The organism is Gloeocapsa sp. DLM2.Bin57, assembly GCA_007693955.1.
In the GTDB taxonomy this organism is placed as follows: domain Bacteria; phylum Cyanobacteriota; class Cyanobacteriia; order Cyanobacteriales; family Gloeocapsaceae; genus Gloeocapsa.
This window is the reverse complement of sequence record RECR01000065.1, coordinates 1-23936: the sequence shown is the minus strand read 5'-3', so window position 1 is coordinate 23936 and position 23936 is coordinate 1. Positions and strand designations below refer to the sequence as shown.

Sequence of the window (23936 nt, the reverse complement as noted above, 5' to 3'; positions counted from 1 at the left end):
TTATAATGATAAGTGACCTGGACCCATGGGATTGTAACGCCTAAACCTTGTCAGGACCGGAAGGTAGCAGCAATACGGGATGCTTATGATACGCGTGGAATCCGGGTCTTTTATTGTTTGAGATTAGCTTTAGCGTTACGTCTAAGCATATCTGGTTTAATTCTGCGTAACGAAGAACTTCTAAAGCGATCGTCCCATTCTGTCTCAGTAATCTCGGCTAATTCGGTTAGTTTTGGCGCTATATTTTCAGGATAGGGAAAAAAATCTTCACAATCCGTTACTTTAGCAAATCTTTGATTCCAAGGACAAACATCTTGACAAATATCACAACCCGCTACCCAACCTTGTAAATTTTCGGCGATGGTTGTAGGTAATTCTGGTGCACGATTTTCGATGGTATGATAAGCTAAACAGAGATTAGCATCCACCACAAAAGGTTGAGTAATCGCTTGAGTAGGACAAGCTTCTAGACAACGGGTACAACTTCCACAATGTTGAGTATGGGGTTGATCTGCTTCTAAGGGAATATTAACTAAAATTTCTCCTAAAAATACCCAACTGCCATAATTTCTAGTAATTAAATTGCCATTTTTAGCTATCCATCCTAAACCGGCTTGTTGTGACCAGACTTTCTCTAATATTGGTCCTGTATCTACATAATAGCGAGTTTTAATATCTTCTCCTTGACTTGATAACCAAGAAGATATTTGTTTTAATTTCTTACTAAGAACTTTATGATAGTCTCTCCCCCAAGCATAACGAGAGATTTTAGCGTATTCTGCTCCTTCGGGATGTTCAAAGGGGGTATAATAATTTAAGACAACACAGATAACTGATTGTACTTCAGGGAAACAGGCGCGAATATCTTGACGTTTGGGATTACTCATCCAAGTTAGATCGCCATGATACCCTAAATTTAACCAAGTCTCCAGGTGAAAGATAGCTTCAGTATTAAGATCATCTACTGTCGCTATCCCCACTTGGTGAAACCCTACTGAGAGAATTTTAGCCTTTATTTGTTCAGCATTGGGGTAAGTCATGAGGTTAAAGCTGATTTACGGGCTAATTGTTTAAAGTCTTTAATTGCTTGCCAATATTTGGTATCTCCTACCCTACTAACATCATTATGACCTGCTCCTGGTACAATTAATAACTGTTTGGGTGGGTTAGCGATAGCGTATAACTTTTTACTCATCTCTACAGGTATCAGGTTATCATTACTACCATGGATAAATAAGAGAGGCATTTTCAGTAAGGGGACTTTACTAAGAGAATCAAAACGCTGATTAATCAAAATTCGAGTAGGAAAGAAACTATATAAACCACCATGATAATTAGCCACTTCTAGTATAGAAGTAAAAGAACTTTCGCTGATTAATCCCGCCATTTGGGGTTGACGTACACCTAAATCAATGGCGATCGCCCCTCCTAAAGAATGTCCATAAACAAAGATTTGTCCCGGTTGTAACCCTCTATCTTTAACTAAATAATCCCAGGCTATTTGTGCATCTTGATAAACGGTAGCTTCTCTAGGAAAATTACCTTGACTTAAACCATAACGGCGATAATCAAGTAATAAGATCGAAAACCCTAAATTATAAAATTTGACAGCTAAGTCTAGATTACCACTAATATTAGAACCATTGCCATGGAGATATAATAAAACATCCTTACTAGACTCATTAGGTAACCACCAAGCGTGAATCTTTTCGGTTTCTCCCTGTTGATTAGTAGCAGATAACCAGATATCCTCATAGGGTAAACCTAATTCAGCTGGTGTTGCTTCAATCATAGCTGTAGGAAGGAAAATCAAGCGATTTTGCCAACGAAACAGAGCTAGACACAACAAAATATAGATAAGATAAACTATACTAAGCAGAATGATTAGATATTTTAGCCACATAAGATTAAAAACAGGTTAATTTTAAGGATAACATTTTACTATTTTTGGACATGGAAACAGAAAAAAAAACTCAAATAAATTTTATTCAAGAAATAATTCAACATGAAGGCATAGAAACAAAAATTGTCGAAGCTATCTCAGAAATAGGACTACCTTTTCAAAGCTTCTTACAAGCATCTCCAACAAGTAGAGAACAAGTACAACTATTAGTTAGGTTAGCTCACAGTCATAATTTTAGTCTCTATCCTATCTCACGTGGTCGCAATTTGGGTTATGGTTTTAACTTTCCCTGCAATCAAGAACAGGTAGTAGTAGATTTAGCTTATTTTAAGCAAATTGGCGATTATGACGCAGAATTAGGAGAAGTCAGAATTGAAACAGGAGTAACTCAAGAACAATTGTACTTGTTTCTCCAAGATAAACCATATTTAATGGATTCTACAGGAGCAGGGCCATTAGCTAGTGTACTAGGTAATGCTCTCGATGGAGGAATTGGTTATTCTCCCTATGGAGCGAAAAGATACGCTATTTTTGATCTAGAGGTAGTTTTAGCCAATGGTGAAATTATTTATACTGGTCATCCTTTTGCCATTGGTCCATCTTTAACACCTTTGTTTGTCCAGGGTAATTTTGGCATTGTTTTATCTGGTAAACTGAGGTTATTTCCTCAACCAGAATGTTTACTAGGATTAATTATTCAAGTTAAAGGGAAAGAGACACTCCCTGAAGTCTTAACAGGGTTAAAAAGCTTAAAAATTAATGGGGAAGTGAAAAATATCATTCACTTTGGTAACCCTATGCGTATATTTATGTCTTCTGTATCTTTGGAAAACCCGAGATATGCTTCTTTATTAGCCAAAGATTTAATTAGCGAAACAGATATTCCCTCTCAAGATTATTGGACGGGATTTGGTGCACTTATAGGCGATCGCGATATGATTAAGGTCTATCGTCGTAAAATCCAGAAAACCATCGGTAAATTAGCCAAAATTACCTTAATGGATGAAGGGAAAATTAGGTTATTACGTCGTTTTATTGCACCCTTTAGCCCTGGATTAGAAGATAAATTAGCGGGAGTAGAACAATTAATCAAGTTGCAATCTGGTTACCCAATCGCTAAACCTTGGGAAAATGTCCGTTGGCGTTATCAAAGCATCGAAGCAACGGGTATTATTTGGGTGGGAGTACTTATACCTAATAAACCAGAGGTAATTAACAATTTTTATCGAGAGTTAGAGATAATTTTTAATGAAGCTAAATTAGAATTACCTGTGACTCTATCTTTATTTGAACCTCAATCTCTAGTAGGAATCATCACCATATTTTACTCTCGTTTAGAGAAAGAATCCCTGCAAAAAGCCCATAATGTCTATGGAGAGGTTTTAAAAATGGTAGCAAGACAAGGATTAAGTCTGTATAGACAAGCAATTTTACCCGAATATACAGGAATTCCTCCAGAAAAACTCGCTTTTCTACAACAGATTAAAGCAGGAGTAGATAGTCAAGGAATTATCGCCCCAGGTAAATACGGAATTATTGCATAAGGAGTCAAAATGAGCAACTTCACACGTCAAGAATATGACAGTAGGGGAGCAATAGCTGTACCAAGCGATCCCTGCGGTATCGCTAGAATTGAACAGAGTTTACCAGAATTATACGAGTTAACTTTAAGTATTACGTCGGTGGGTACGGGCTTAAATTCTCATCCAGATTTTGCCGTCAAAGCAGCAGAGGCGTACTGCGTAGCAGCGAGTCAGGGTAATTTTGAACTAAACGTCTTTAAACCCGTAATTATCCACAACTTTTTACACTCTGTGGAATTATTACGAGATGCTTGTAGATGTTTTACTGATTATCTAGTAGTAGGAATTGAGGTTAATGAGACCAAAATTAACGAATTTCTCAATAATTCCCTGATGTTAGTAACAGCCCTTAATCCCCATATTGGTTACGATCGCTCGGCTCAAATCGCCAAAAAAGCCTATCAGGAGGGTAAAACCCTCAAACAAGCAGGAATAGAGTTAGGTTTTCTTACCGAGGCTGAATTTGATCATTGGGTGCGCCCTGAAAAAATGATTAAAAATATCTAAACCTGAACTACTCTAATCCTTGTTCTAGATTAAGGTTAAAGAGTAGTTGAGTAAATGAACTTATGCACAACCCTAAATCTTTACGAGTTTTTGGACAACCTGCCGAAAAGGGTAGATGGTTCTATGTTGTACTAGGACTACTGTTACTACTGTGTTTGGGCACGGTTTACTCTTGGAGTATCTTTCGTAAACCCCTAGAGGATTTATTTCAAATCAGCGCCACAGAGAGTCTTTTACCTTTTACGGTATTTTTAGTTTTATACTCTATGTTAATGCCTGTAGCAGGGTTTTATATTCAAAAGTTTGGACCAACTAAAATCGCTGCACTAGGAGGAATAGTTATGGGTATTGGCTATATTCTCTCTGGTTTTACTAATAACTTGCTGATGTTGACTATAACCTATGGGGTGATTGGTGGAGCTGGTGTGGGTATTGCTTATGGAGTTCCCCTAGCGGTTTCGGCTAAATGGTTTCCTGAGCGTAAGGGATTGGCTGTAGGTTTGACGGTGATTGGGTTTGGACTTTCTCCTCTGGTAACTGCTCCTCTTTCTACTAAGGCGATCGCTACTTTTGGTCTTCTGCCTACTTTTATTATCCTAGGAGTGAGTTTTATAATCATCATAGTAGCCATATCTACTACTTTAAGACTACCTCCGACTGGTTGGCAACCCCAAGGCTGGAATCCTCCTCTAACTAGCAATACAAACACAACAACACCAAAACAAGCTTGGCATTTTCGGGTATTTTATATTCTCTGGTTTTGTTATGCTTTAGGTACGTTTGCTGGTTTATCAGCTATTGGTATTTCTAGCCCTGTTGCTCAAGAAATCATTAAACTTGATCAAAATACAGCGGCTTTTGCTGTGTCTTTATTCGCAATTTTCAATGGTTTAGGAAGACCTCTATTTGGTTGGTTAACAGATAGACTCAAACCCAAGGGAGCGGCGATTATCGCTTATACTTTAGTCTTAATCGCTTCGATTTTGATGCTCAACGCTCAAGAAGGTCAAAACTTGACTTATTTAGTCGCTTTTAGTTTATTTTGGATGTCTTTAGGAGGATGGCTGGCGATCGCTCCTACTGCAACTATCAGTTTATTTAATCCCGATGACTATGCTAAAAATTATGGGTTAATCTTTACAGCTTATGGTGTAGGTGCTTTATTTGGGACTGTAATCGCTGGTCGCATTCGTGATTTCTTTGGTAGTTATACTTATGCTTTTTACCCTACGATTATTTTAGCTATCATTGGCATTATCGTTGCTCAATTTAATCTTGCTCCTGCTCTAAAAAAGGATCTACCCTCTTGACATCCTTACCAGTAAACGATTGCTTAAACTACTAATAATTTCATGCTTAAGTATATTGACCTTATACTCTAATATAGGGTTTAGAATCAAAATCAGAACATCGTTAACTTTTCAAGGAAACTAGAGATGAAAGTAGAGATTCTCGGTATAGGTTGTAAAAAATGTCACGAATTAGAAGCCAATGCTAAAGAAGCTTTGCAAAAGGCTAATTTAGTAGCTGAAGTTGACCACATTACTGACACGATGGAAATTGTCAAACGAGGAATAATGAAAACCCCCGCTCTAACTATTGATGGTAAAGTAGTCAGTCAAGGTAAAGTGCTAAATTCCGAAGAGATTCAAGAGTTATTAACTACTTAAAAACATTTAAACTCAACCCTAGGGGGCAATTTTTGCCCTCATAATAGCTATTTTTGATAAATTGAGGACAAGATGATGAAAACTTCTATTTTTTGGAAAGAAGAAGGTAAAGCATTATTACTAATAATCGTAACTTTTTTGATTTGTTTTTACCTACCTGTGGAAGCAATCCAAAATAATCAACGGCTAACAAATGCGGTTTGGGAAGCCCTTTATTTAGTACGTTGGTACGCCCAAGAACACGTTTTACTATGTTTAATTCCCGCTTTTTTTATAGCAGGAGCAATAGGTGTTTTTATTTCCCAAGATTCGGTCTTAAAATATTTAGGAGCTAAAGCTAATCCTATTTTAGCTTATGGTGTTGCCTCTATTTCTGGAACAATTTTAGCGGTTTGCTCTTGTACAGTTTTACCTTTATTTGCGGGAATATATAGAATGGGAGCGGGATTAGGTCCGGCGATCGCTTTTCTTTATTCTGGTCCGGCGATTAATATTTTAGCGATTATTTTAACAGCTAAAATTTTAGGTATTAAACTAGGAATCGCTAGAGCAATTGGCGCGATTATTTTTAGTGTAATTATCGGTTTAATCATGGCTTTTATTTTCCGCAAAGAAGAGTTAGAAAAAATCGAAGCACTACAAAATACTGAAGAAATAGAGGTAAATCGTCCTTTATGGCAAAATGCCCTGATTTGTGGAGCAATGGTGATAATTTTGGTCTTAGCTAATTGGGCTAAACCAGATGCTTCTGTGGGGATTTGGTTTACTATTTATAGCTGGAAATGGTTATTAACTGGTTTAGCTTCTTTACTCTTAGCAATAATGCTAGTTTTATGGTTAGAAATTAAACCCTCAAAAATGTTATTAATAGTTGGAGTTGTTGGAGTTTTAGCTTGGCGTTTTCCTACTCAACCGTTAATCCCTTTTGGTATGGGAATTGTCGGCTTATCTTGGTTAACGATGACTACAAAAGGAGAGCCTAGAGAATGGTTTGAGGCTTCTTGGGATTTTGCTAAACAGATTTTTCCTTTGTTATTATTAGGGGTATTAGTGGCGGGATTATTATTAGGAAGACCAGGACATGAGGCTTTAATTCCTTCAGTCTGGATTGCTAATGCTGTGGGTGGTAATTCCCTTTTTGCTAATTTTTTCGCTGCTTTTGCGGGAGCTTTTATGTACTTTGCTACCCTAACGGAAGTACCTATTTTACAAGGTTTAATTGGTAATGGTATGGGTTCAGGACCTGCATTGGCTTTACTATTAGCAGGACCTGCTTTATCTTTACCCAATATGTTAGTAATTAAAAGCGTTATTGGTCTAAAAAAAACAGCTTATTTTGTTGGTTTAGTGGTGTTGATGGCAACTTTTACGGGTTGGATTTATGGATCTTTGGGATTATAATAAGAGGAAAAACCATGACTTTTTAACTTTTTTATTGTTCCAAGTCGGTCATATCTTGCAGTAATTCCCTTAAAGTCAAGGTAACACCACCATCGGGACGAGGTTTTCTATCCCAATTTTGCACAGCTTCTGCTAACTCTGGTTGAGTAAATAAAGTAGTTAGATTCTCCTCAATTTTTTCGTCTTCTTGATATTCTGCTAAGGTAGGACCGATAATATCTTTCCACATTAATTCAATCAGAAGATAGGGCGATCGCTTTTCTACGGATAAGAGAAACCATTCTAGTATATGTAAGATAGTGACAGAGGATTTAACCGAATCAGGGAATAAATAATCACAACCCTGTTTACACTGACAATAAAAATCAATAAAGGTTTGAGAGGCTAAATCAGTATATTTCAACTTCAGGGATTGCATTTTAACGATGAGTTCTTTAGTATTGTTAGTTACGTCCATAAGATTGAGTAAAAATAGATTTGCTCTAATCTTAAGCTAAAAACCCCTAAGTTTTTAACCCAGGGATTCTTGACTAAAGTTACTGCATTTGTTCGAGAGTCTTACCCTTAGTCTCCTTGACTAAAAATAGCACAAAGAAAATAGAAATAGCAGCAGCGGTTGTATATAACCCATAAGCTGCTCCTAATCCTAAAGTTTTTAACAGAGGTGGGAAAGTGGTAGAAACGACAAAATTAGCAACCCACTGCATACCTGCAGCTACAGACAAAGCAGCGGCTCTGATTTTATTATTAAACATTTCCCCTAGTAACACCCAAACCACAGGACCCCAAGAGAAACCGAAACAAAAGACGTAAAGATTAGCAGCTAAAAGGGCTACTATTCCACCTGCACCAGTTAAACTAGGCTCACCGGTAGCGGGATTGATTGGTGCATTAGCAAAAACTGTCGCTAAAGTACCTAGGGTGAAAAACATCCCAATTGAACCCAATAATAACAAGGGTTTACGTCCAAAACGGTCAATAGTAGCGATCGCGATTAAGGTAGTGATAATATTGACTAAACCAGTAATCACGGTAATCAAGAGTGAGTTACTTTCACTGAAGCCAACAGCGCGCCAGAGAATGCTACTGTAGTAGAAAATGACGTTAATACCCACAAATTGTTGTAAGACTGATAAACCAATACCCAGCCAAACGATTGGTAAGAGATTGTTTCTCACGATGAGATCGCCGAAACTAGGTTTATGTTCTTGAGATATGGTCTCTTTAATTTTAGCAACGGTATCCCAAGCGTTTGCACCTTCTATCTTTTGTAATACAGCAGCTGCTTCTTGATCTCTCCCTTGGGCGATTAAATAACGGGGTGATTCAGGAATACGCAGAGCAGCTATACCATAAATGGCAGCAGGAATCATTTCTGACCAAAACATCCAGCGCCAAGCGGTGAGATTGAATAACCAGGGGTTTTGGGCTGAACCAGCTAAAGAAGCGATGACAAAGTTACTCAACAGGGCGACAAAAATCCCCACCACGATCGCCAATTGTTGTAGAGAGCCTAAACGTCCTCGTAATTTAGCAGGTGCTACCTCAGCGATATAAGCAGGAGCAATCACACTAGCTACACCTACTCCTACACCTCCTAAAACTCTCCAGAAGATAAAATCCCAGATTGTCAAGGGTAAACCTGAACCTAGAGCACTCACTAGAAACATCGTGGCTGCTAGAACCATTATTTTCACACGTCCAAAGCGATCGGCTAGAGAACCTGCGATTAACGCTCCTACAGCTGAACCGATTAAAGCTAGGGATACCGATAACCCTGTTAATAAAGGGTTACTTTGAAAGTGATTCTGTAAAGCAGCTACTGCACCGTTAATGACTGCGGTATCAAATCCGAATAAAAAGCCTCCTAGAGCTGCTGTACCTGCAATCAAGACAATAAAGGTCAAATTACTTGAACCCGATTGAGGTAAATGTTTTGCTGAATCGCTCATCTGTTTATTTCCTAATTTCCAAGTTGTAAAGCGCGTAAAGATGCTCCAATCAGTCCTACTCTAGAGTTAACTACGGCGTAGATGGGTATTTTGCTCATGAGTGAACTTAAACGACCTTTGAGGTGAAATGCCTTTAAAAAGTCTCCTTGAGTAATCAAATCCAGATTTTTACCCGTGATTCCTCCTGCTAGATATAAGCCACCGTAGGATAATAGTTTTAAAGCTAAGTTACCTGCTTCGGCTCCATAAGCTTCCATAAATATTTTCATGGTTTGCTGACAGAGATAGTCGCTTTTAGTTTGAGCTGCTTGTGATATTTCTGCTGCTAAATCTACGGTTTTATCGTCTTTTCCTAGTTCTTGTTCCCAATTTTTATAAATCTTGGCTAGTTTTGGTGACTCTAGTTCTCGATTTTGGTCTCGTAAAAACTGGTAAATTATGGTTATACCTTGACCTGAGACTACTCTTTCTACGGAAACTCTCTCTAGTCCGTATTTTTCTTTGATATAGTTTAATAGTTGAAATTCTAGACTAGATCGCGGGGGAAAATCGGCGTGTGATCCTTCACTCCCAAAGACACGATAATTGCCATTTTGATCGGGTATTAAGAAACCTTCCCCTAAACCTGTTCCTGCTCCTAATACGGCTATAGGGGCTTGAGGATCTTGAGGGGCGGCTTGGATTTGATAAAAGTCTTCTGCTTCTAAGCCTAGAATACCATAACCTATGGCTTTAAAATCGTTGATTAATTCTACCTTGTTTATACCTAGTTCTTTTTCTAGGCGATCGCCACTTAAAACCCAACTTAGGTTGGTTAATTCTGAGGTATTATTAACTACTGGTCCTGCTATACCTATACAGGCGTTGACTACTTTGATAGTCGTTTTTGTTTCTTTTTCTACTCCTGTAATAAATTTCTTGATGATTGGTACTAAATCTGAGAATGATTGACTAGGGTAATCTTCCTCAGCTAAAGTTGTTAGTGAGGATTTTGTACATTTACCATTAGTTGTTGTTCCTTCAACCAATCTTAATCGTGTATTTGTACCTCCGATATCTCCAGCTAAAATAGTTGTCATTTGATTTGATTTGTACTTTTGATGACATTTTTCTTTTCTTTTTTATTTTAAGCTATTCTTACTTCTCTACTTTTAATTTTTTAAGCAGTTTTTCACGATTTTCTTAATAAAAATTAATATAACTTTATTAACTTTTTGTTAAAATTAATGCCCCCAAGGGGGCAATTATGGTAAGTTCTCTTAAAGCAGACCTGCGTTAGCGAGTCCTAAAATCATACCTGTACCAAGGATATGACCAAAGCTGACGGTAGCTAATAACTCAGGAAGACCAAAATTACGCCACAAACCAGGTTTAGTCACGGGTAAATCAGGACCAACCCCAGGACGTTTAATCGCAAAACGACCAATAGCGATAGCAAAAGCATTAGTTAAAATCATCACCAGCGCAACGGAAAAATTCCATTCGACGGTTTGGGGAATAGCTGCGATCATCATGTCTGTTTCTTGCTAAACTGTGTTTATGAATCTTTGTGCATTATAAAGATTTGTTGTGAATAAAAAACAAAATTGTTTTAATATTTAACATTGTGAATGCGTTTAATAATCGGTTATGGTAATACTTTAAGAAGTGATGACGCTGTAGGACAAAAAATCGCAGCTGTTGTCGCTGATTGGCAATTACCCGAAGTGCGATCGCTTAGTGTTCATCAATTAACTCCCGAATTAGTTACGGAGATAGCGATAGCCTCGTTAGTTATCTTTGTGGATGTTGCCATAGACAAGACAACAGTAGAAGTAAAAAAAATAGTCCCAGATGTAGCTATACTAGATACTCTAGGACATAGTAGTAATCCCTATACTTTATTATCTTATAGTCAAATTCTCTATAATTATGTTCCCGAAGCTTATTGGATTTTGGTACCCGGGGTTAATTTTGCCTTTGGTGAAGAATTATCTAATCTTACCCAACATGGTATGACAGAAGCTTTAAGAGAAATCGAAAAACTACTCATCTCCTTCTAATAGATTTTCCTTGGATTCTTGCAATTTATCCCAGAGAATCTTAATTCTCTCAAAAGCTTCTATCGGAGAAATTTTACCATTAACTTCTAAACCACAGATAAAGCCAACTTTTTGCGCAAATTCCTGAAGATTAGCGTTCAAAATCAGATTTTCGGGAGTAAATTCACCTTTGTAATTACGGATAGGATAGAGAAAGTTATCTTTATTGGGATCATTATTAACCATAAATTTTTAGAATAGAAGTTAACTCTAAGCAAATTTTAGCGTAACTTAACCTTAATATGAAAATAATCAATATCTTAGCTCAGATCATAATTATGATAATTATATCGAGCTGTGAGCTGATTTCTCCTGATTGTCCCTCCAATTTAACTCTAAAAGCCGAAAATATAGAGGAAATTAAGCGATATAAAGATTGTGAGGCTACTATTTCGGGAATCATCTCTAGTACCTATATCGATCCTGATGGTAAAGTTGTCTTTATCAATGTGGGTAATATTGATTATAAAAAAGCTTTTAATGTTGTCATTTTTAGTTCAGATTTTCCTAAATTTAATTCTCTAGAAAATATAAAGGAATATGAGGGTAACTTTATTCAAGTTTATGGTACAATTAGTACTTATAGAAATAGACCTCAAATTATCGTTAATGATCCTGAACAAATAACTCTACAAGTAAGGTTGTAATGAAATTATGAATCAACAACAGAAAATTTTTCCAGGTGAAGTTTTTGCTAATAATGCTGACTTTGATTTAGGTATTCGTCAATTAATACCTCGTTACGATGAGATGTTAGAAGTTATTAGTCTTTGTGTACCCTCTGAAGCTAACCACTTATTAGAATTAGGGTGTGGTACAGGTGAATTAACTTTAAAACTATTGCAAAGATGTCCTAACGCCAAATTAATTACCTTGGATTATTCACCGCGAATGGTAGCTACTACTCAAGCTAAAATTACCGCTAATGGCTATCGAGATCGTTGTCAAGTCTTACAAGCTGATTTTGGGGAGTGGGCTGATGGTAAACTTGAGTCAAATATTGGGACTGATTTTAACGCTTGTGTCTCCTCTTTAGCTATCCATCATCTTAGTGATGAAATGAAACAACAATTATTTAATTGTATCGGTAAACATCTCCAACCAGGAGGGTGTTTTTGGAATGGCGATCCTATTTTACAAGAATCCCCTGTATTAGTTGACATCTATGAAACAATGAGAACCAATTGGACTCAACAACAGGGTATCAATAGGGAAGAAGTTAGAGGTAAACTAGGACAAACTCAACCCTATGGTTATTCAGGACAAGATCGCTTAGCCACCTTAGCCACCCATTTTAGTTTACTAGATTGCGCTGGTTTTAAAGTAACCGCTGTACCTTGGAAATACTTTGGTTTAGCTGTCTTTGGTGGTTGGATTTAACCAGTAGTGGGGGTATTACCCCACTTACTTTAAGAAGCTGTAACAGAAGTTTGAGGTTTAGCAAAAATCATCCGTCCTGCCGAAGTTTGTAACGCTGAAGTAACGATTACTCTAGCTTCTGCACCAACGTAGTTGCGTCCCTCCTCAACTACTACCATTGTACCATCTTCTAGGTAACCAATCCCCTGAGTGGGTTCTTTCCCTTGTTTAATGATTTTAATGTCGATGGGATCTCCTGGTAAATAAATAGGTCGCATCGCTTGGGCTAAATCATTAATATTGAGAATTTGCACCTTTTGCAGATTGGCAACCTTACTGAGATTATAATCGTTAGTCAGTAAAGTACCGTTGATTTCTAAGGCTAGGTGTACTAACTTAGCATCGACAGTAGCAATGTCATCATAATCTACAGGGTTGATAATAATTTGTTGCGGGAAAGCGTCTTGGATACGATTGAGGATATCTAAACCTCTTCTCCCTCTGACTCGTTTTTGATCGTTATTGGCGTCAGCGAGTTGTTGTAACTCTTGGAGAACAAATTGAGGTATAATTATTTGTCCTTCGAGAAACCCTGTGTTGAATAACTGTTCGATACGTCCATCAATTATGCAGCTAGTATCTAGTACTTTAGAGGTAGCAGGTTCAAGAGTTCCCTCAGATACTAGAATTGATTGCATGCTATTAGGGTTAATAATCCTTAAAAAAGCGCGACCATGAGTATCCGCTAGACTAATTCCCAAGAAAGCGAACATAACGCTACCTAAAATCGCCATTAAGGGTTTAATAAAAGCGAATTCTTGGGGTATGGGGAGTAGAAAAATAGGCGCTAACATTAAGTTGGCTAACAGTAAACCGATGACTAACCCTACAGCGCGAGTTAAAATTACCTCAATGGGTGTGTGGCGTATCTGGGCTTCAAGACGACGGTAACTGGTTTGCGCGACTAAACCTACTCCTAAACCAATCATAGCAGCAAAGCCCGCCGTTACTAAACGAAGTGCTTCAAGATTAGAAACTTCTGCTAAAACTGAGTCAGGAAGTAATTTAACGCTGTCAAAACCGACACCGCCTCCTGCTATGATAAAGAGAATAATAATGATTGCGTCTAGCATATTTGCCATCCAATAGTTATATGGTTGCTAAAAAACTTGTCTGAGTCTTCTGATTGTCTCTATTATAATTGAACATGGTTAGGGAAATTAACACCAAGAATGTATGATTAATGAATCATGTTTAGCTTTAGAGATTCCTCAAGCAGCTTATATACATATCCCTTTTTGTCGTCGTCGTTGTTATTATTGTGATTTCCCCATCTCGGTTGTGGGAGTAAAAGCTTTACCTGACGAGTCAGAGATGATTCGAGAATATGTAGAAGCTATAGGTAAAGAAATAAATTTTCTTGATGTTGGAGATAAACCCCTAACTACGGTTTTTTTTGGTGGAGGGACTCCCTCTTTACTATCGATTTACAATCTAGAATATATCTTAACAAAATTAAACCAAAAATTGGGCATAGCTCAAGGTGCGGAAATTTCCCTAGAAATAGATCCTGGTACTTTTGATTTAGCTAAGCTACAAGCTTATCAAGAATTGGGGATTAATCGTCTAAGTTTAGGTGTACAAGGGTTTCAAGCTAAATTATTAGAAACTTGCGGACGATCGCATAATCTAGAGGATGTTGTCGAAGCGATCGCTCTAATCCAGAATATAGGAACATTTAACTTTAGTCTAGACTTAATTTCGGGTTTACCGAACCAAACTTTAGCAGATTGGGAAGAATCATTGACTAAGGCGATCGCGGCTAACCCTGATCATCTTTCCTGTTATGATTTAGTTTTAGAACCGGTTACAGTCTTTGGTAAGCGTTATCAACCAGGAGAACAACCCTTACCTACCGATACTACCACAGCCGCCATGTATAAACTAGCACAACAAATGCTTACCACTGCGGGTTATCAACATTATGAGATTTCTAATTACGCTAAACCAGGTTATCAGTGTCGTCATAATCGGGTTTATTGGGAAAATCGTCCTTATTACGCTTTTGGTATGGGAGCAGCTAGTTACGTCAATGGGGTTCGTTTTACTCGTCCACGCACTCGCCGAGAATATTATAACTGGTTAGAGTCCAATTGTCCTATGGAATCAGAGCCTCTTAGAGAGTCTGATCGGGTTTTAGAAACCCTGATGTTGGGTTTACGCTTAACTGAAGGAGTAAAGCTCTCATCCTTCTCTAATCCGATTCGCGAGATTATCCTAGAGACTGTTTCTCCTTATTTAGAAAAAGGATGGGTAGAAATTGTTGATCAGAGAATGAGGTTACAAGACCCCGAAGGTTTATTATTTTCTAATACCATCCTCGCTAGTTTATTTGCCAGATTAGACTATTAAGATAAGATTAAGGAATAATGACAGTAACAGCAGCAACAGCGATCAACATATCGGCATTTTTATCATTTAGAGAAGCAATGGCTCTACCTTCGACGATCATACCACCTTCACTCAGGGTAAGGGTTTTTTGACCAAAAGGAAGTACTCCTAGTACCTCTTCTTCTCTAACTTGATTAGCATAGGGTACAGCTACTTTAACTTCTACAATCATTTGCTCGGGATGATCTAAACCTGCGACTTCCCAAACTCCTGGTAAAGCGTTATGAGCGATCGCGTTACGTACTGCTCTAGCCGCAGCTGTGGTAGGATCTTGTCCATGTTGATCCACTCCCATACCCATTTCAATAATTAAGCGTTTTTGAGTCATAAAGAAGATAAGATTTGAGCGTGATGACGGAGATGATCGCCAATAAAACTAGCTACCATAAAGTAACTATGGTCATATCCTGGTTGTAAACGCAATTCTAACTTTTGTCCTGCTTTTTGACAAGCTTCTTGAAATACTTCGGGTAATAATTGTTGCTCTTGATAAAATTGATCAGCTGTACCCTGATCTATGAGTATAGTAGTAGGCAGTTGATTTTTGCTCACTAATTTAGATGCGTCATAATTTTCCCAGAGACTAGGATCTGATCCCAAATAGGTAGTAAAAGCTTGTTTTCCCCAAACCCCAAGAGAGGGAGCAGTTATAGGCGCAAAAGCTGAAACCGAGAGATATTGATTAGGATTGCGCAAAGCGGCGACTAAGGCGCCATGTCCTCCCATAGAATGTCCGAAAATACCTTGTTTTGTGGGAATAATGGGGAAGTTAGCTTTAATTACTGCTGGTAATTCTTGGGTTAGATAACTGTACATCTGATAATAATCACACCAAGGGGAGATGATAGCATCTACATAAAAACTAGCACCAGAGCCAAGGTCGAAGCGATCGCTTTCTCCTGGTATTCCCGTGTCACGAGGACTAGTATCAGGAGCAACTATAATTAAACCATGTTCAGCGGCGTATCTTTGCGCACCGGCTTTAACCGTAAAATTTTCAGGAGTACAAGTCAAACCAGAGAGATAATAAAGTACTGGTAATGTTTGCTGGAGGGATTGAGGAGGTAAAAAGATGGAAAAAGACATATTACTATTACAGCAGTGGGAATAATGACGGTAATAGGCGAGGTTACCTCCAAAACAAAGATGTTCACTTACTAGATTAAGTTGAGACGACATTAGTTAATAATTCCCTCTAAAGATAGAACAAAGTTAGGCAAAATAGCTTCGCCTGAGAGTTCACTAGGATTATGCAGAACCTGTTTAGCTTGTGAAGGACGATAAATTTCTACCTGTTTATTATAAGGATCAATTAACCAACCTAAACTAATTCCATTATCAATATATTCTTGCATTTTTGCCTGTAACGAGGTTAGATTATCACTTTGACTACGTAACTCAGTCACAAAATCGGGACAAATTCGGGGAAAACCTTCTCTAGCAGTTTTCGGCAAAAGTTGCCAACGAGAGGATAATATCCAAGCTGCATCAGGGGAGCGTAATGCGCCGTTAGGAAGTTGAAACATAGTAGATGAATCAAAAGCAACTCCTGTAGCGTTTAACTCAGCCCAGATACCTAAACGCATCGTTAATTTTTGGTTACGTATTCCACTTTCTCCACCTGTAGGAGACATAATAATCAAATCTCCCTGAGCATCAAGTTCTAATTTAGTATCGGGATTAGCGACGCACAATCGATAAAACTGTTCAGGGTTAAGGACAATTAGAGGTTTGAGATTAAGTGTGATCATTGCTAGAAAGTAACTACGGTGCGAATCGACTCCCCACGGTGCATCAAATCAAAAGCATCGTTAATTTTTTCTAAAGGCAAAACATGAGTAATCAAATCGTCGATATTGATTTTACCCATCATATACCAATCAACGATTTTAGGGACGTCAGTTCGACCACGCGCACCCCCAAAAGCTGTACCTTTCCAGACTCTACCTGTAACCAATTGAAAAGGACGGGTTCTGATTTCTTCTCCTGCACCTGCAACGCCAATAATGGTGCAAACACCCCAACCCTTGTGACAACATTCTAGAGCTTGACGCATTACATTAACGTTACCGATACATTCAAAAGAATAATCAGCTCCTCCCTTGGTCAAATCTACTAGGTATTTAACTAAATCTCCCTCTAAGTCTTGAGGATTAACGAAATGAGTCATACCAAATTTAGTAGCTAATTCTTGTTTACTAGAGTTAATATCTACCCCCACAATCATTTCAGCCCCTACCAGACGCGCACCTTGAATCACGTTTAAACCAATTCCCCCTAATCCAAAGACTACTACTTTAGATCCTGGTTCGACTTTCGCGGTATTAATCACCGCACCTATTCCTGTGGTGACACCGCAACCAATGTAACAAACCTTCTCAAAGGGTGCATCTGGGTTGATTTTGGCTAGGGCTATTTCTGGCAATACTGTATAATTAGCAAAGGTGGAAGTCCCCATATAGTGATAAATTTTCTCCCCATTTAAGGAAAACCTGCTTGTACCATCTGGCATTACTCCCTGTCCTTGGGTTAACCGAATCGCTTGACAAAGGTTGGTTTTAAAGCTTAAACAATATTCACATTGACGACATTCGGGGATATAGAGGGGAATAACATGATCCCCAGGTTTGAGACTGGTTACCCCTGGTCCAACTTCTACGACTATTCCTGCTCCTTCGTGTCCTAAAATAGCGGGAAAGATTCCCTCTGGATCTGCTCCTGACAAGGTATAAGCGTCAGTATGACAGACTCCTGTGGCTTTGATTTCTACTAGTACTTCTCCTGCTTGGGGGGGATCTAGTTGTACTGTTTCGATACTCAGGGGTTGTCCTGGACCAAAGGCGATCGCTGCTTTTACTTCCATACTTTCTTACATTGACTCCTAGACTTGATGTTAGGCTAAAACATCTTTTCCTAGCTCTATTGTTACAGTTCTTGACATTTTGATCAGAGAGTGAAAAAGGAAGGGTAATATAACCTAAAGTGGAGCTTGCTATTATCCACCGTTTAACTTAACAAAAAATCAGTGAGAGAAAGTTATGACAGAACTTACAGGACAAACTCCTAAATTTGGCGGTAGTACTGGTGGTTTATTATCTGCTGCTGACAGAGAGGAAAAATACGCGATCACTTGGACTAGTTCTCAAGAGCAAGTTTTTGAAATGCCTACAGGTGGGGCGGCAATTATGCACGAAGGTGAAAATCTTCTTTATTTTGCTCGTAAAGAACAATGTTTAGCACTCGGTACTCAGTTACGTACCAAATTTAAGCCCAAAATGGAAGACTATAAAATCTATCGCGTTTATCCCAATGGTGAAATACAATATCTTCACCCCGCTGATGGTGTTTTCCCTGAAAAAGTTAACCAAGGACGGGAATATAACGGTAAAATCGAGCGCAAAATTGGTAACAATCCTGAGCCTGCTACCTTGAAGTTCTCGGGTAAAGCTCCCTACGAAGTGTAGTCAATCAATTAGTAATTTCTTCCCCTTCCTGATCGGGATGGGGATTTTTTTGTCCCTTAATATTTATAGCGCTACTTGAGTTAGGGAACTCTACAAAAGGGAGGAGGAAGAGATGGGGGAGTGTGGGAAGAATGAAGGTTGCTGCTTTTGTTTCCACCACTTGATCATGCTCTCACTGTACAATTCGATAAGCGATCGCCCTTATTCCCTAGTGCTATATATTTGAAACTAAAGCTAAGTCGGGAAAATCCACTCTTGACAGTGGACTTTCCAGTGTGTTTTGATTAGATGTTAGAATCAATTTGAGCTTATTTTTGGTTCAAAGACGGGACAACAACCATCGGGTGTAACCTTAAATCCATATAGGGGAGATGCTTGATTCCAACAGCGTTGACCCCTAAAATAATAACAAGTATTGCAACAATCGATATCAGTAGGTTTTTTACCTTGATTGCTTTGTTGGACTAATTCTCTTTGAGATACACCCCTAATAAGTAACTCTTCTCCTTGCCAACGTGCTTCTACGATACCAGTATCAGAGAAACTCAACCAACGAGGATCGCTAGTAATTTGTTGGGGTAGAGTGATGGTGACTTGAGAGTTATCTTCGTTTAATTCTCCTTCGTATTGGTTTTGACGGGGTATGGTAGGTTGAATAAATTTTTCCCCTAGGGGTAAATCCACTAAAACATTTTGATTGGGGGAGTGTAATTGATAACGGTTTTGTAACTCTTCTAAACTAGTTAAATCCCCTAGATAATTAGGTGATCCGTGGACAAAGATGATATGCTGTGGTCGAAGGTTATGGATTAGTTGAATGGTATTGCGACTATCGCTGTGTTCAGCTAGTAGGTAAGTGTCTAATTTCAGGTTATCTCTGGTTTCTGCTAGTTGGGCTAAATCTTCTGTATAATGTTGTTGGGGAACTAAGATTAACCAGTTACCAGAGTGACAATAATTCAGCCAATCACTTTGATAATAAGCGACGACAATTGAGGGATTTTGACCTAGGTTAGGAATCTGTTGAGGAGATAATTGACCCATTCTTGGACATACTCTATCATCCCAGAATAAGGGTTGATGTTTAGCGAAATTTTGCACAGTAGAAGGTAAATAGGGGAGAATCTCCAGATATTGGTTACAAGCGATCGCTACTCTTTGATCTACCCAAATATCAATATCTTTCCCTGTGAATAAATAATGCGATCGCAGTAATTTGAGAATTTCTTGGGCTAAACCTAATAGAGGAACAGGTAGTAAAATACTTCTATTGCTATCAATCCCTTGTTTAAGAATTTCCATTAGGTGTTTTTCCTGTTGACGTCGATGGGGATGACGAGAAGTACCATAAGTTCCTTCTACAATTAACACATCGGGATTAATTCCCCTGATAGTATCTAGAGATAATCCTTCTACTAGTTGTAAATTGGAGAGACAAAAATCACCCGTATAAAAGATTGTATAAGTACGTATAGGAGTTTTATACTTTAATAATATACAAGATGCTCCAGGTAAATGTCCCGCGGGGAATAATTCTACTGACAGATGTTGATTAAGTTGCAAAGGCGATCGCCATGGGATAGTCTGACATAAATTGGGGGGAACTTCTGAAGTTAACCAATTGAGAGGGAGGAGTTTAGCTGTGACTTCACTAGCGTAAATAGGGATGTCAGGATAAGCTTGATGTAGTGCTAATATACCTTGAGCGTGGTCACTGTGAGCATGACTACAGATTACCCAATCTGCGGGGGTTTTATCCTCTCTGAGTAATGATTCTATCGTTTTTAAACCGCAATCGAGCAAAAGACGATACGTACCGAAATTGATTAATAAACAGAGTCCTTCGGTACTGTTATGACCTACACCATAGGTATAGCAAGATAGCTGATGTTGGGCAAGGGTCATAAATCGGTAGAATGTTAATTATCACCTTTTGAGCTAATATTGTACACTGCTGTTAACCTAACTAATGAGAGATCAACAACAACAACTTAACTTAAATTGGCTAAAACGCGGAACTGTCGAGATTTTTCCCGATCAACCCGAAGAAAATTTAGTTAACATTTTGCAACAAAGCGATCGCCCTTTGCGGATTAAACTAGGGATTGATCCTACAGGAACACAATTACACTTAGGTCATAGTATCCCTTTTCGCAAATTGAGAGCTTTTCAAGACGCAGGACATACAGCTGTGGTTATTATAGGGGATTTTACCGCCAGAATTGGTGATCCAACGGGAAAATCAGAAGTTCGTCGTCAATTAACCCCAACAGAAGTACAAGAAAATGCTCAAGATTATCTCAATCAGTTAAAACCAATTCTCGATTTTGACAATCCAGAAAGGTTAGAAATTCGTTATAACTCTGAGTGGTTATCGAAGCTAGATTTAGGAAAGATTCTAGAGTTATTATCTACTATGACTGTTTCCCAAATGCTAGCTAAAGAGGGTTTTTCCCAACGTTATGAACAAGAAAACCCGATTTTTCTCCACGAGTTTCTCTATCCTTTGATGCAGGGTTATGATTCAGTAATGGTAGAAGCAGATGTAGAATTAGGGGGAACTGATCAAAAATTTAATATCGCTGTTGGTCGTGATTTACAACGTCATTTCGGTAAAAAACCTCAATTTGGTCTATTATTACCTATCTTGGTTGGTACAGATGGAGAGCAAAAAATGTCTAAATCTCTCCATAATTATGTAGGTTTAACCGAAGATCCTCTCTCGATGTACTCTAAATTAGAGAAAACCCCCGATAAGTTATTAAAAGACTATTTTGAGTTATTAACCAATCTTTCCTTAGAAGATCTTCCCGATAACCCTAGAGAAGCGCAAAAACTTTTAGCATTGAACATAGTTAGTCAATATCATGGGGAAAATGCAGCAATTCAAGCGCAAACTAACGCGATGGAAATAGTCTTAGGAGGTAAAACCGCTTCCACAGAAGGGATTAAGGAATATTCTCTGTCTGAAGTCAAATTCCCTGTGAAGCTATTTTATCTGTTAAGTGCGAGTGGATTATGTCAAAGTAGCGGTGAAGGGAGAAGACAAATTCAAGGAGGTGCTGTAAAATTAGATGGCGATCGCCTGGATCAGGTAGAGACGACTTTTGCTACTCCCGAGGAATTGTGCGATCGCGTTTTACAAGTAGGTAAAAAGAAATTTGTGCGTTTAGTACCATGAGTAATAATCTCGATAAAATTATTGTACCTTTAGACGTACCTACTCTAGAAGAAGCGATCGCCCTAGTTGATCTTCTTCCTGAAGTCAGTTTCTGGAAAGTAGGTTTAGAACTCTTTGTCGCTACAGGTCCTGTTATTCTAACTAAACTCAAAGAGAGAGAAAAACGGATTTTTCTAGACCTAAAATTACACGATATCCCCAATACTATAGCTGGTGCTTGTCGTTGTGCGCAACGTTATCAAGTAGATTTACTCACTCTCCATATTACCGCGGGGAGAAAAGCCTTACAAGCCGCTCAAACAGCTTTTGATCCTAGACAACCTATCCCGAAACTATTAGGAATTACCCTGTTAACTAGCTTAAACTCTCGTGATTTAGCCTTTGATTTAGGAATACCCCTAGAATTACCCGAATACGTCTTAAAAATGGCGCTTTTAGGTCAAGAAGCTGGTTTAAATGGGGTAGTTTGTTCACCCCAAGAAGTCCAACAACTTAGAGAAAGCTGTAACCAAGACTTCTTATTGGTTTGTCCTGGAGTAAGACCAAAATGGTCAAAATTAAGTCAAAATGATGACCAGAGTAGAACTCTAACACCTTCAGAAGCGATTAAAGCAGGTGCTGATTATTTAGTGATTGGACGTCCTTTAACTCAAACCACTAACCCTCAAATAGCGTGGGAAAATCTTCAAGCTGAGTTAGCGGTAATCTAGATGTTTAAAACAGTTATCCAGGCTATGATTATCTTATTAGGGATTAATCTCATGACTATACCTAGTCATTCTCAACCCATTTGTACTGAAGATATCAACCAACTGACAAAACAACTGTTAGAAGACTTACCCAACTATACCAATAGAGTTATACGCAGTGGACAACCTTTAGATATTTCTAATCTACAAATTCGTCATATCATAGCGGTATCTCAACCAGAATTTCAACCTTTACCCTTACCTCAACTTCAATATACTAGAGTCTTTGACGATTCACCCACACAAATATTTTTTACCACCCTAGAGAGAATATATGTACAAAATCGAGGAGTAGAAACCCAAGGTTTCCATTGGTTATTTTTAGTAGAAACTCAACAAGGGTGGGATTTTTTCTTTTTACTTTCAGCTAATCAAACCGATCAACTACTCACCCCACCCCGTGAAAGTAATCAAAGTGCGATCGCTTCTGCTATTCGTCTCTGGTTAAGGGATTATCAATCCTCTTGTTTATAGAATACTATCAGATAAACCATTGAGTCCATAAACATCCTCTGTCGATTCCATGGGAATCCAAGAATTGCTGTTATTATTTCTACCCAATTGATCAGAGTTAATAATTTCCTCAGATAAAGAACTTATTCGGGAACTATTACTACTAGTCTCAATTTCAATGCTATAGTTTAACTCATCTTCACCACTATTAAGTTTAGAAAAACCTACATGAGCAAAGTAAGTACCTCGTGGTACTGTATCTGTGAGAACTTCTCTACCTCTTTGATGATCAGAGGTTTCGATGAGATCGTCATCTCTGTCTAATACCCCATTATTATTATCGTCTTGATATAGTTCTAGGGTAACTGAACCATTAAAAGGACGCGCAGATATTCTGATTTGTTCTCTACTATTTAGTTCAATCTTGTAAATATCGTGTTCAAATTCATTAGGAATCAGAAAACTTTCATTACTATAACTACCTCGACGGAATTCTACTTCATAATTAGTAGCTTTTTCCTCAAATAATAAAGGTGGTCTAGAATTATTATTGCTATTGGTGTCTATTTCTATCTCGTAATTTAACTCGTCTTCCCCACGATTAAGTCTTCCTAAACCTACGTGAGTAAAATAAGTACCTTGTGCTAATCTATTATTGAGAGACTGATTTCCACTGGTATTAGATCTATCGATACGTTGATCATCTCTATCTAGTCTTCCATTATTATTGCTATCTTGATAAAGTTCTAAGTCAACACGTCCACCATTGGGAAAAACATCGATATCTACATTAGTTCTGCGAGTTAGTTCAAAAGTATAAATATCGTGTTCAAATTCATTAGGAATCAGAAAACTTTCATTACTATAACTACCTCGACGGAATTCTACTTCATAATTAGTAGCTTTTTCCTCAAATAATAAAGGTGGTCTAGAATTATTATTGCTATTGGTGTCTATTTCTATCTCGTAATTTAACTCGTCTTCCCCACGATTAAGTCTTCCTAAACCTACGTGAGTAAAATAAGTACCTTGTGCTAATCTATTATTGAGAGACTGATTTCCACTGGTATTAGATCTATCGATACGTTGATCATCTCTATCTAGTCTTCCATTATTATTGCTATCTTGATAAAGTTCTAAGTCAACACGTCCACCATTGGGAAAAACATCGATATCTACATT

At 38.1% G+C, this 23936-nt stretch carries 27 protein-coding genes and 1 other RNA gene; 14 read left to right on the top strand and 14 right to left on the bottom strand.

From position 1 onward, the window contains the following. The first annotated feature begins 14 nt into the window (after positions 1–14). An RNA gene (gene ffs / locus EA365_07555) (signal recognition particle sRNA small type) lies at positions 15–111 on the top strand. Here the strand turns inward: ffs and queG are convergent. Continuing rightward, positions 111–1040 (bottom strand): tRNA epoxyqueuosine(34) reductase QueG, encoded by a 930-nt coding sequence (queG, locus tag EA365_07550; protein TVQ45516.1) that lies wholly within the window; start codon positions 1038–1040, stop codon positions 111–113. The genes ffs and queG overlap by 1 nt on opposite strands. Next, positions 1037–1903: a phospholipase gene (locus EA365_07545; GenBank protein ID TVQ45515.1), complete on the bottom strand. Its 867-nt coding sequence runs from the start codon at positions 1901–1903 to the stop codon at positions 1037–1039. Before EA365_07545 ends, queG begins: the two co-directional genes overlap by 4 nt. Positions 1904–1953: 50 nt before the next feature. On the opposite strand from EA365_07545, the gene EA365_07540 reads away from it, so the two are divergent. The 5 genes from EA365_07540 (at position 1954) to EA365_07520 (ending at position 7064) form a co-directional block, all read left to right on the top strand. After that, complete coding sequence (locus tag EA365_07540; protein ID TVQ45514.1) at positions 1954–3447, top strand: FAD-binding oxidoreductase; 1494 nt, start codon at positions 1954–1956, stop codon at positions 3445–3447. 9 nt (positions 3448–3456) lie between these two features. Beyond that, complete coding sequence (locus EA365_07535) at positions 3457–3993, top strand: hypothetical protein (protein ID TVQ45513.1); 537 nt, start codon at positions 3457–3459, stop codon at positions 3991–3993. Positions 3994–4055: 62 nt separating this feature from the next. After that, positions 4056–5303, top strand: coding sequence for an MFS transporter (locus tag EA365_07530; protein TVQ45512.1), 1248 nt, complete (start codon positions 4056–4058; stop codon positions 5301–5303). Between the two features lie 126 nt (positions 5304–5429). Then, positions 5430–5663 (top strand): thioredoxin family protein, encoded by a 234-nt coding sequence (locus EA365_07525; GenBank protein ID TVQ45511.1) that lies wholly within the window; start codon positions 5430–5432, stop codon positions 5661–5663. Between the two features lie 75 nt (positions 5664–5738). Continuing rightward, positions 5739–7064 carry a hypothetical protein gene (locus tag EA365_07520; GenBank protein TVQ45510.1) on the top strand — a complete coding sequence of 442 codons (1326 nt, stop codon included), beginning with the start codon at positions 5739–5741 and terminating at the stop codon, positions 7062–7064. A gap of 31 nt (positions 7065–7095) precedes the next feature. Here EA365_07520 and EA365_07515 read toward each other — a convergent pair whose 3' ends face one another. From EA365_07515 to psaK, 4 genes are all read right to left on the bottom strand, one after another. Beyond that, complete coding sequence (locus EA365_07515) at positions 7096–7521, bottom strand: hypothetical protein (protein ID TVQ45509.1); 426 nt, start codon at positions 7519–7521, stop codon at positions 7096–7098. A gap of 79 nt (positions 7522–7600) precedes the next feature. Further along, positions 7601–9016, bottom strand: coding sequence for an MFS transporter (locus tag EA365_07510; GenBank protein TVQ45508.1), 1416 nt, complete (start codon positions 9014–9016; stop codon positions 7601–7603). A gap of 11 nt (positions 9017–9027) precedes the next feature. Beyond that, positions 9028–10095, bottom strand: coding sequence for a glucokinase (locus EA365_07505; protein TVQ45507.1), 1068 nt, complete (start codon positions 10093–10095; stop codon positions 9028–9030). A 180-nt stretch (positions 10096–10275) separates the two neighbouring features. Further along, positions 10276–10530 carry a photosystem I reaction center subunit PsaK gene (gene psaK / locus EA365_07500; GenBank protein ID TVQ45506.1) on the bottom strand — a complete coding sequence of 85 codons (255 nt, stop codon included), beginning with the start codon at positions 10528–10530 and terminating at the stop codon, positions 10276–10278. Between the two features lie 96 nt (positions 10531–10626). Between psaK and EA365_07495 the strand changes: the two genes are divergently transcribed. Further along, complete coding sequence (locus EA365_07495) at positions 10627–11058, top strand: hydrogenase maturation protease (GenBank protein ID TVQ45505.1); 432 nt, start codon at positions 10627–10629, stop codon at positions 11056–11058. Here the strand turns inward: EA365_07495 and EA365_07490 are convergent. Continuing rightward, a complete protein-coding gene (locus EA365_07490) occupies positions 11041–11283 on the bottom strand; it encodes a hypothetical protein (GenBank protein TVQ45504.1) in 243 nt (80 codons plus the stop codon). The two genes, EA365_07495 and EA365_07490, sit on opposite strands and share 18 nt — an antisense overlap. A 56-nt stretch (positions 11284–11339) precedes the next feature. Between EA365_07490 and EA365_07485 the strand changes: the two genes are divergently transcribed. Both EA365_07485 and EA365_07480 read left to right on the top strand, forming a co-directional pair. Further along, entirely contained in the window at positions 11340–11744 is a 405-nt protein-coding gene (locus tag EA365_07485; protein TVQ45503.1) for a hypothetical protein, read from the top strand. Between the two features lie 7 nt (positions 11745–11751). After that, positions 11752–12477: a class I SAM-dependent methyltransferase gene (locus EA365_07480; GenBank protein TVQ45502.1), complete on the top strand. Its 726-nt coding sequence runs from the start codon at positions 11752–11754 to the stop codon at positions 12475–12477. A 29-nt stretch (positions 12478–12506) separates the two neighbouring features. Here the strand turns inward: EA365_07480 and EA365_07475 are convergent, their stop codons facing one another. Next, a complete protein-coding gene (locus tag EA365_07475) occupies positions 12507–13589 on the bottom strand; it encodes a PIN/TRAM domain-containing protein (GenBank protein TVQ45501.1) in 1083 nt (360 codons plus the stop codon). Between the two features lie 103 nt (positions 13590–13692). On the opposite strand from EA365_07475, the gene EA365_07470 reads away from it, so the two are divergent. After that, a complete protein-coding gene (locus EA365_07470) occupies positions 13693–14868 on the top strand; it encodes a coproporphyrinogen III oxidase (GenBank protein TVQ45500.1) in 1176 nt (391 codons plus the stop codon). Positions 14869–14875: 7 nt separating this feature from the next. On the opposite strand, the gene EA365_07465 is transcribed toward EA365_07470, so the two are convergent. From EA365_07465 to EA365_07450, 4 genes are read right to left on the bottom strand one after another with little or no spacing between them, the layout of a single operon-like run. Further along, on the bottom strand, positions 14876–15235 hold the full coding sequence (locus tag EA365_07465) for a hypothetical protein (GenBank protein TVQ45499.1): 360 nt from the start codon (positions 15233–15235) through the stop codon (positions 14876–14878). Beyond that, positions 15232–16086 carry an S-formylglutathione hydrolase gene (fghA, locus tag EA365_07460; GenBank protein ID TVQ45498.1) on the bottom strand — a complete coding sequence of 285 codons (855 nt, stop codon included), beginning with the start codon at positions 16084–16086 and terminating at the stop codon, positions 15232–15234. The genes EA365_07465 and fghA overlap by 4 nt, the downstream gene beginning before the upstream one ends. Beyond that, on the bottom strand, positions 16086–16658 hold the full coding sequence (locus EA365_07455) for a Uma2 family endonuclease (protein ID TVQ45497.1): 573 nt from the start codon (positions 16656–16658) through the stop codon (positions 16086–16088). The genes fghA and EA365_07455 overlap by 1 nt, the downstream gene beginning before the upstream one ends. A 2-nt stretch (positions 16659–16660) precedes the next feature. Then, complete coding sequence (locus tag EA365_07450) at positions 16661–17770, bottom strand: S-(hydroxymethyl)glutathione dehydrogenase/class III alcohol dehydrogenase (protein ID TVQ45496.1); 1110 nt, start codon at positions 17768–17770, stop codon at positions 16661–16663. A 175-nt stretch (positions 17771–17945) separates the two neighbouring features. Here EA365_07450 and EA365_07445 point away from each other — a divergent pair, with 175 nt between their 5' ends. After that, positions 17946–18371, top strand: a complete 426-nt coding sequence (locus EA365_07445) for a Photosystem I reaction center subunit II (protein ID TVQ45495.1) — start codon at positions 17946–17948, stop codon at positions 18369–18371. Positions 18372–18668: 297 nt separating this feature from the next. Here the strand turns inward: EA365_07445 and EA365_07440 are convergent, their stop codons facing one another. Continuing rightward, positions 18669–20276, bottom strand: a complete 1608-nt coding sequence (locus tag EA365_07440; GenBank protein ID TVQ45494.1) for an MBL fold metallo-hydrolase — start codon at positions 20274–20276, stop codon at positions 18669–18671. 64 nt (positions 20277–20340) lie between these two features. Here EA365_07440 and EA365_07435 point away from each other — a divergent pair, with 64 nt between their 5' ends. Genes EA365_07435 through EA365_07425 form a run of 3 tightly spaced genes read left to right on the top strand, consistent with a single transcriptional unit; the run spans position 20341 to position 22775 of the window. Further along, positions 20341–21552, top strand: coding sequence for a tyrosine--tRNA ligase (locus EA365_07435; GenBank protein TVQ45493.1), 1212 nt, complete (start codon positions 20341–20343; stop codon positions 21550–21552). After that, positions 21549–22262, top strand: a complete 714-nt coding sequence (locus EA365_07430; protein TVQ45492.1) for an orotidine-5'-phosphate decarboxylase — start codon at positions 21549–21551, stop codon at positions 22260–22262. Before EA365_07435 ends, EA365_07430 begins: the two co-directional genes overlap by 4 nt. Then, positions 22263–22775, top strand: a complete 513-nt coding sequence (locus EA365_07425) for a hypothetical protein (GenBank protein TVQ45491.1) — start codon at positions 22263–22265, stop codon at positions 22773–22775. Here EA365_07425 and EA365_07420 read toward each other — a convergent pair. Further along, the coding region (locus EA365_07420) for a hypothetical protein (protein ID TVQ45490.1) at positions 22770–23936 on the bottom strand (1167 nt) is incomplete at its 5' end. The two genes, EA365_07425 and EA365_07420, sit on opposite strands and share 6 nt — an antisense overlap.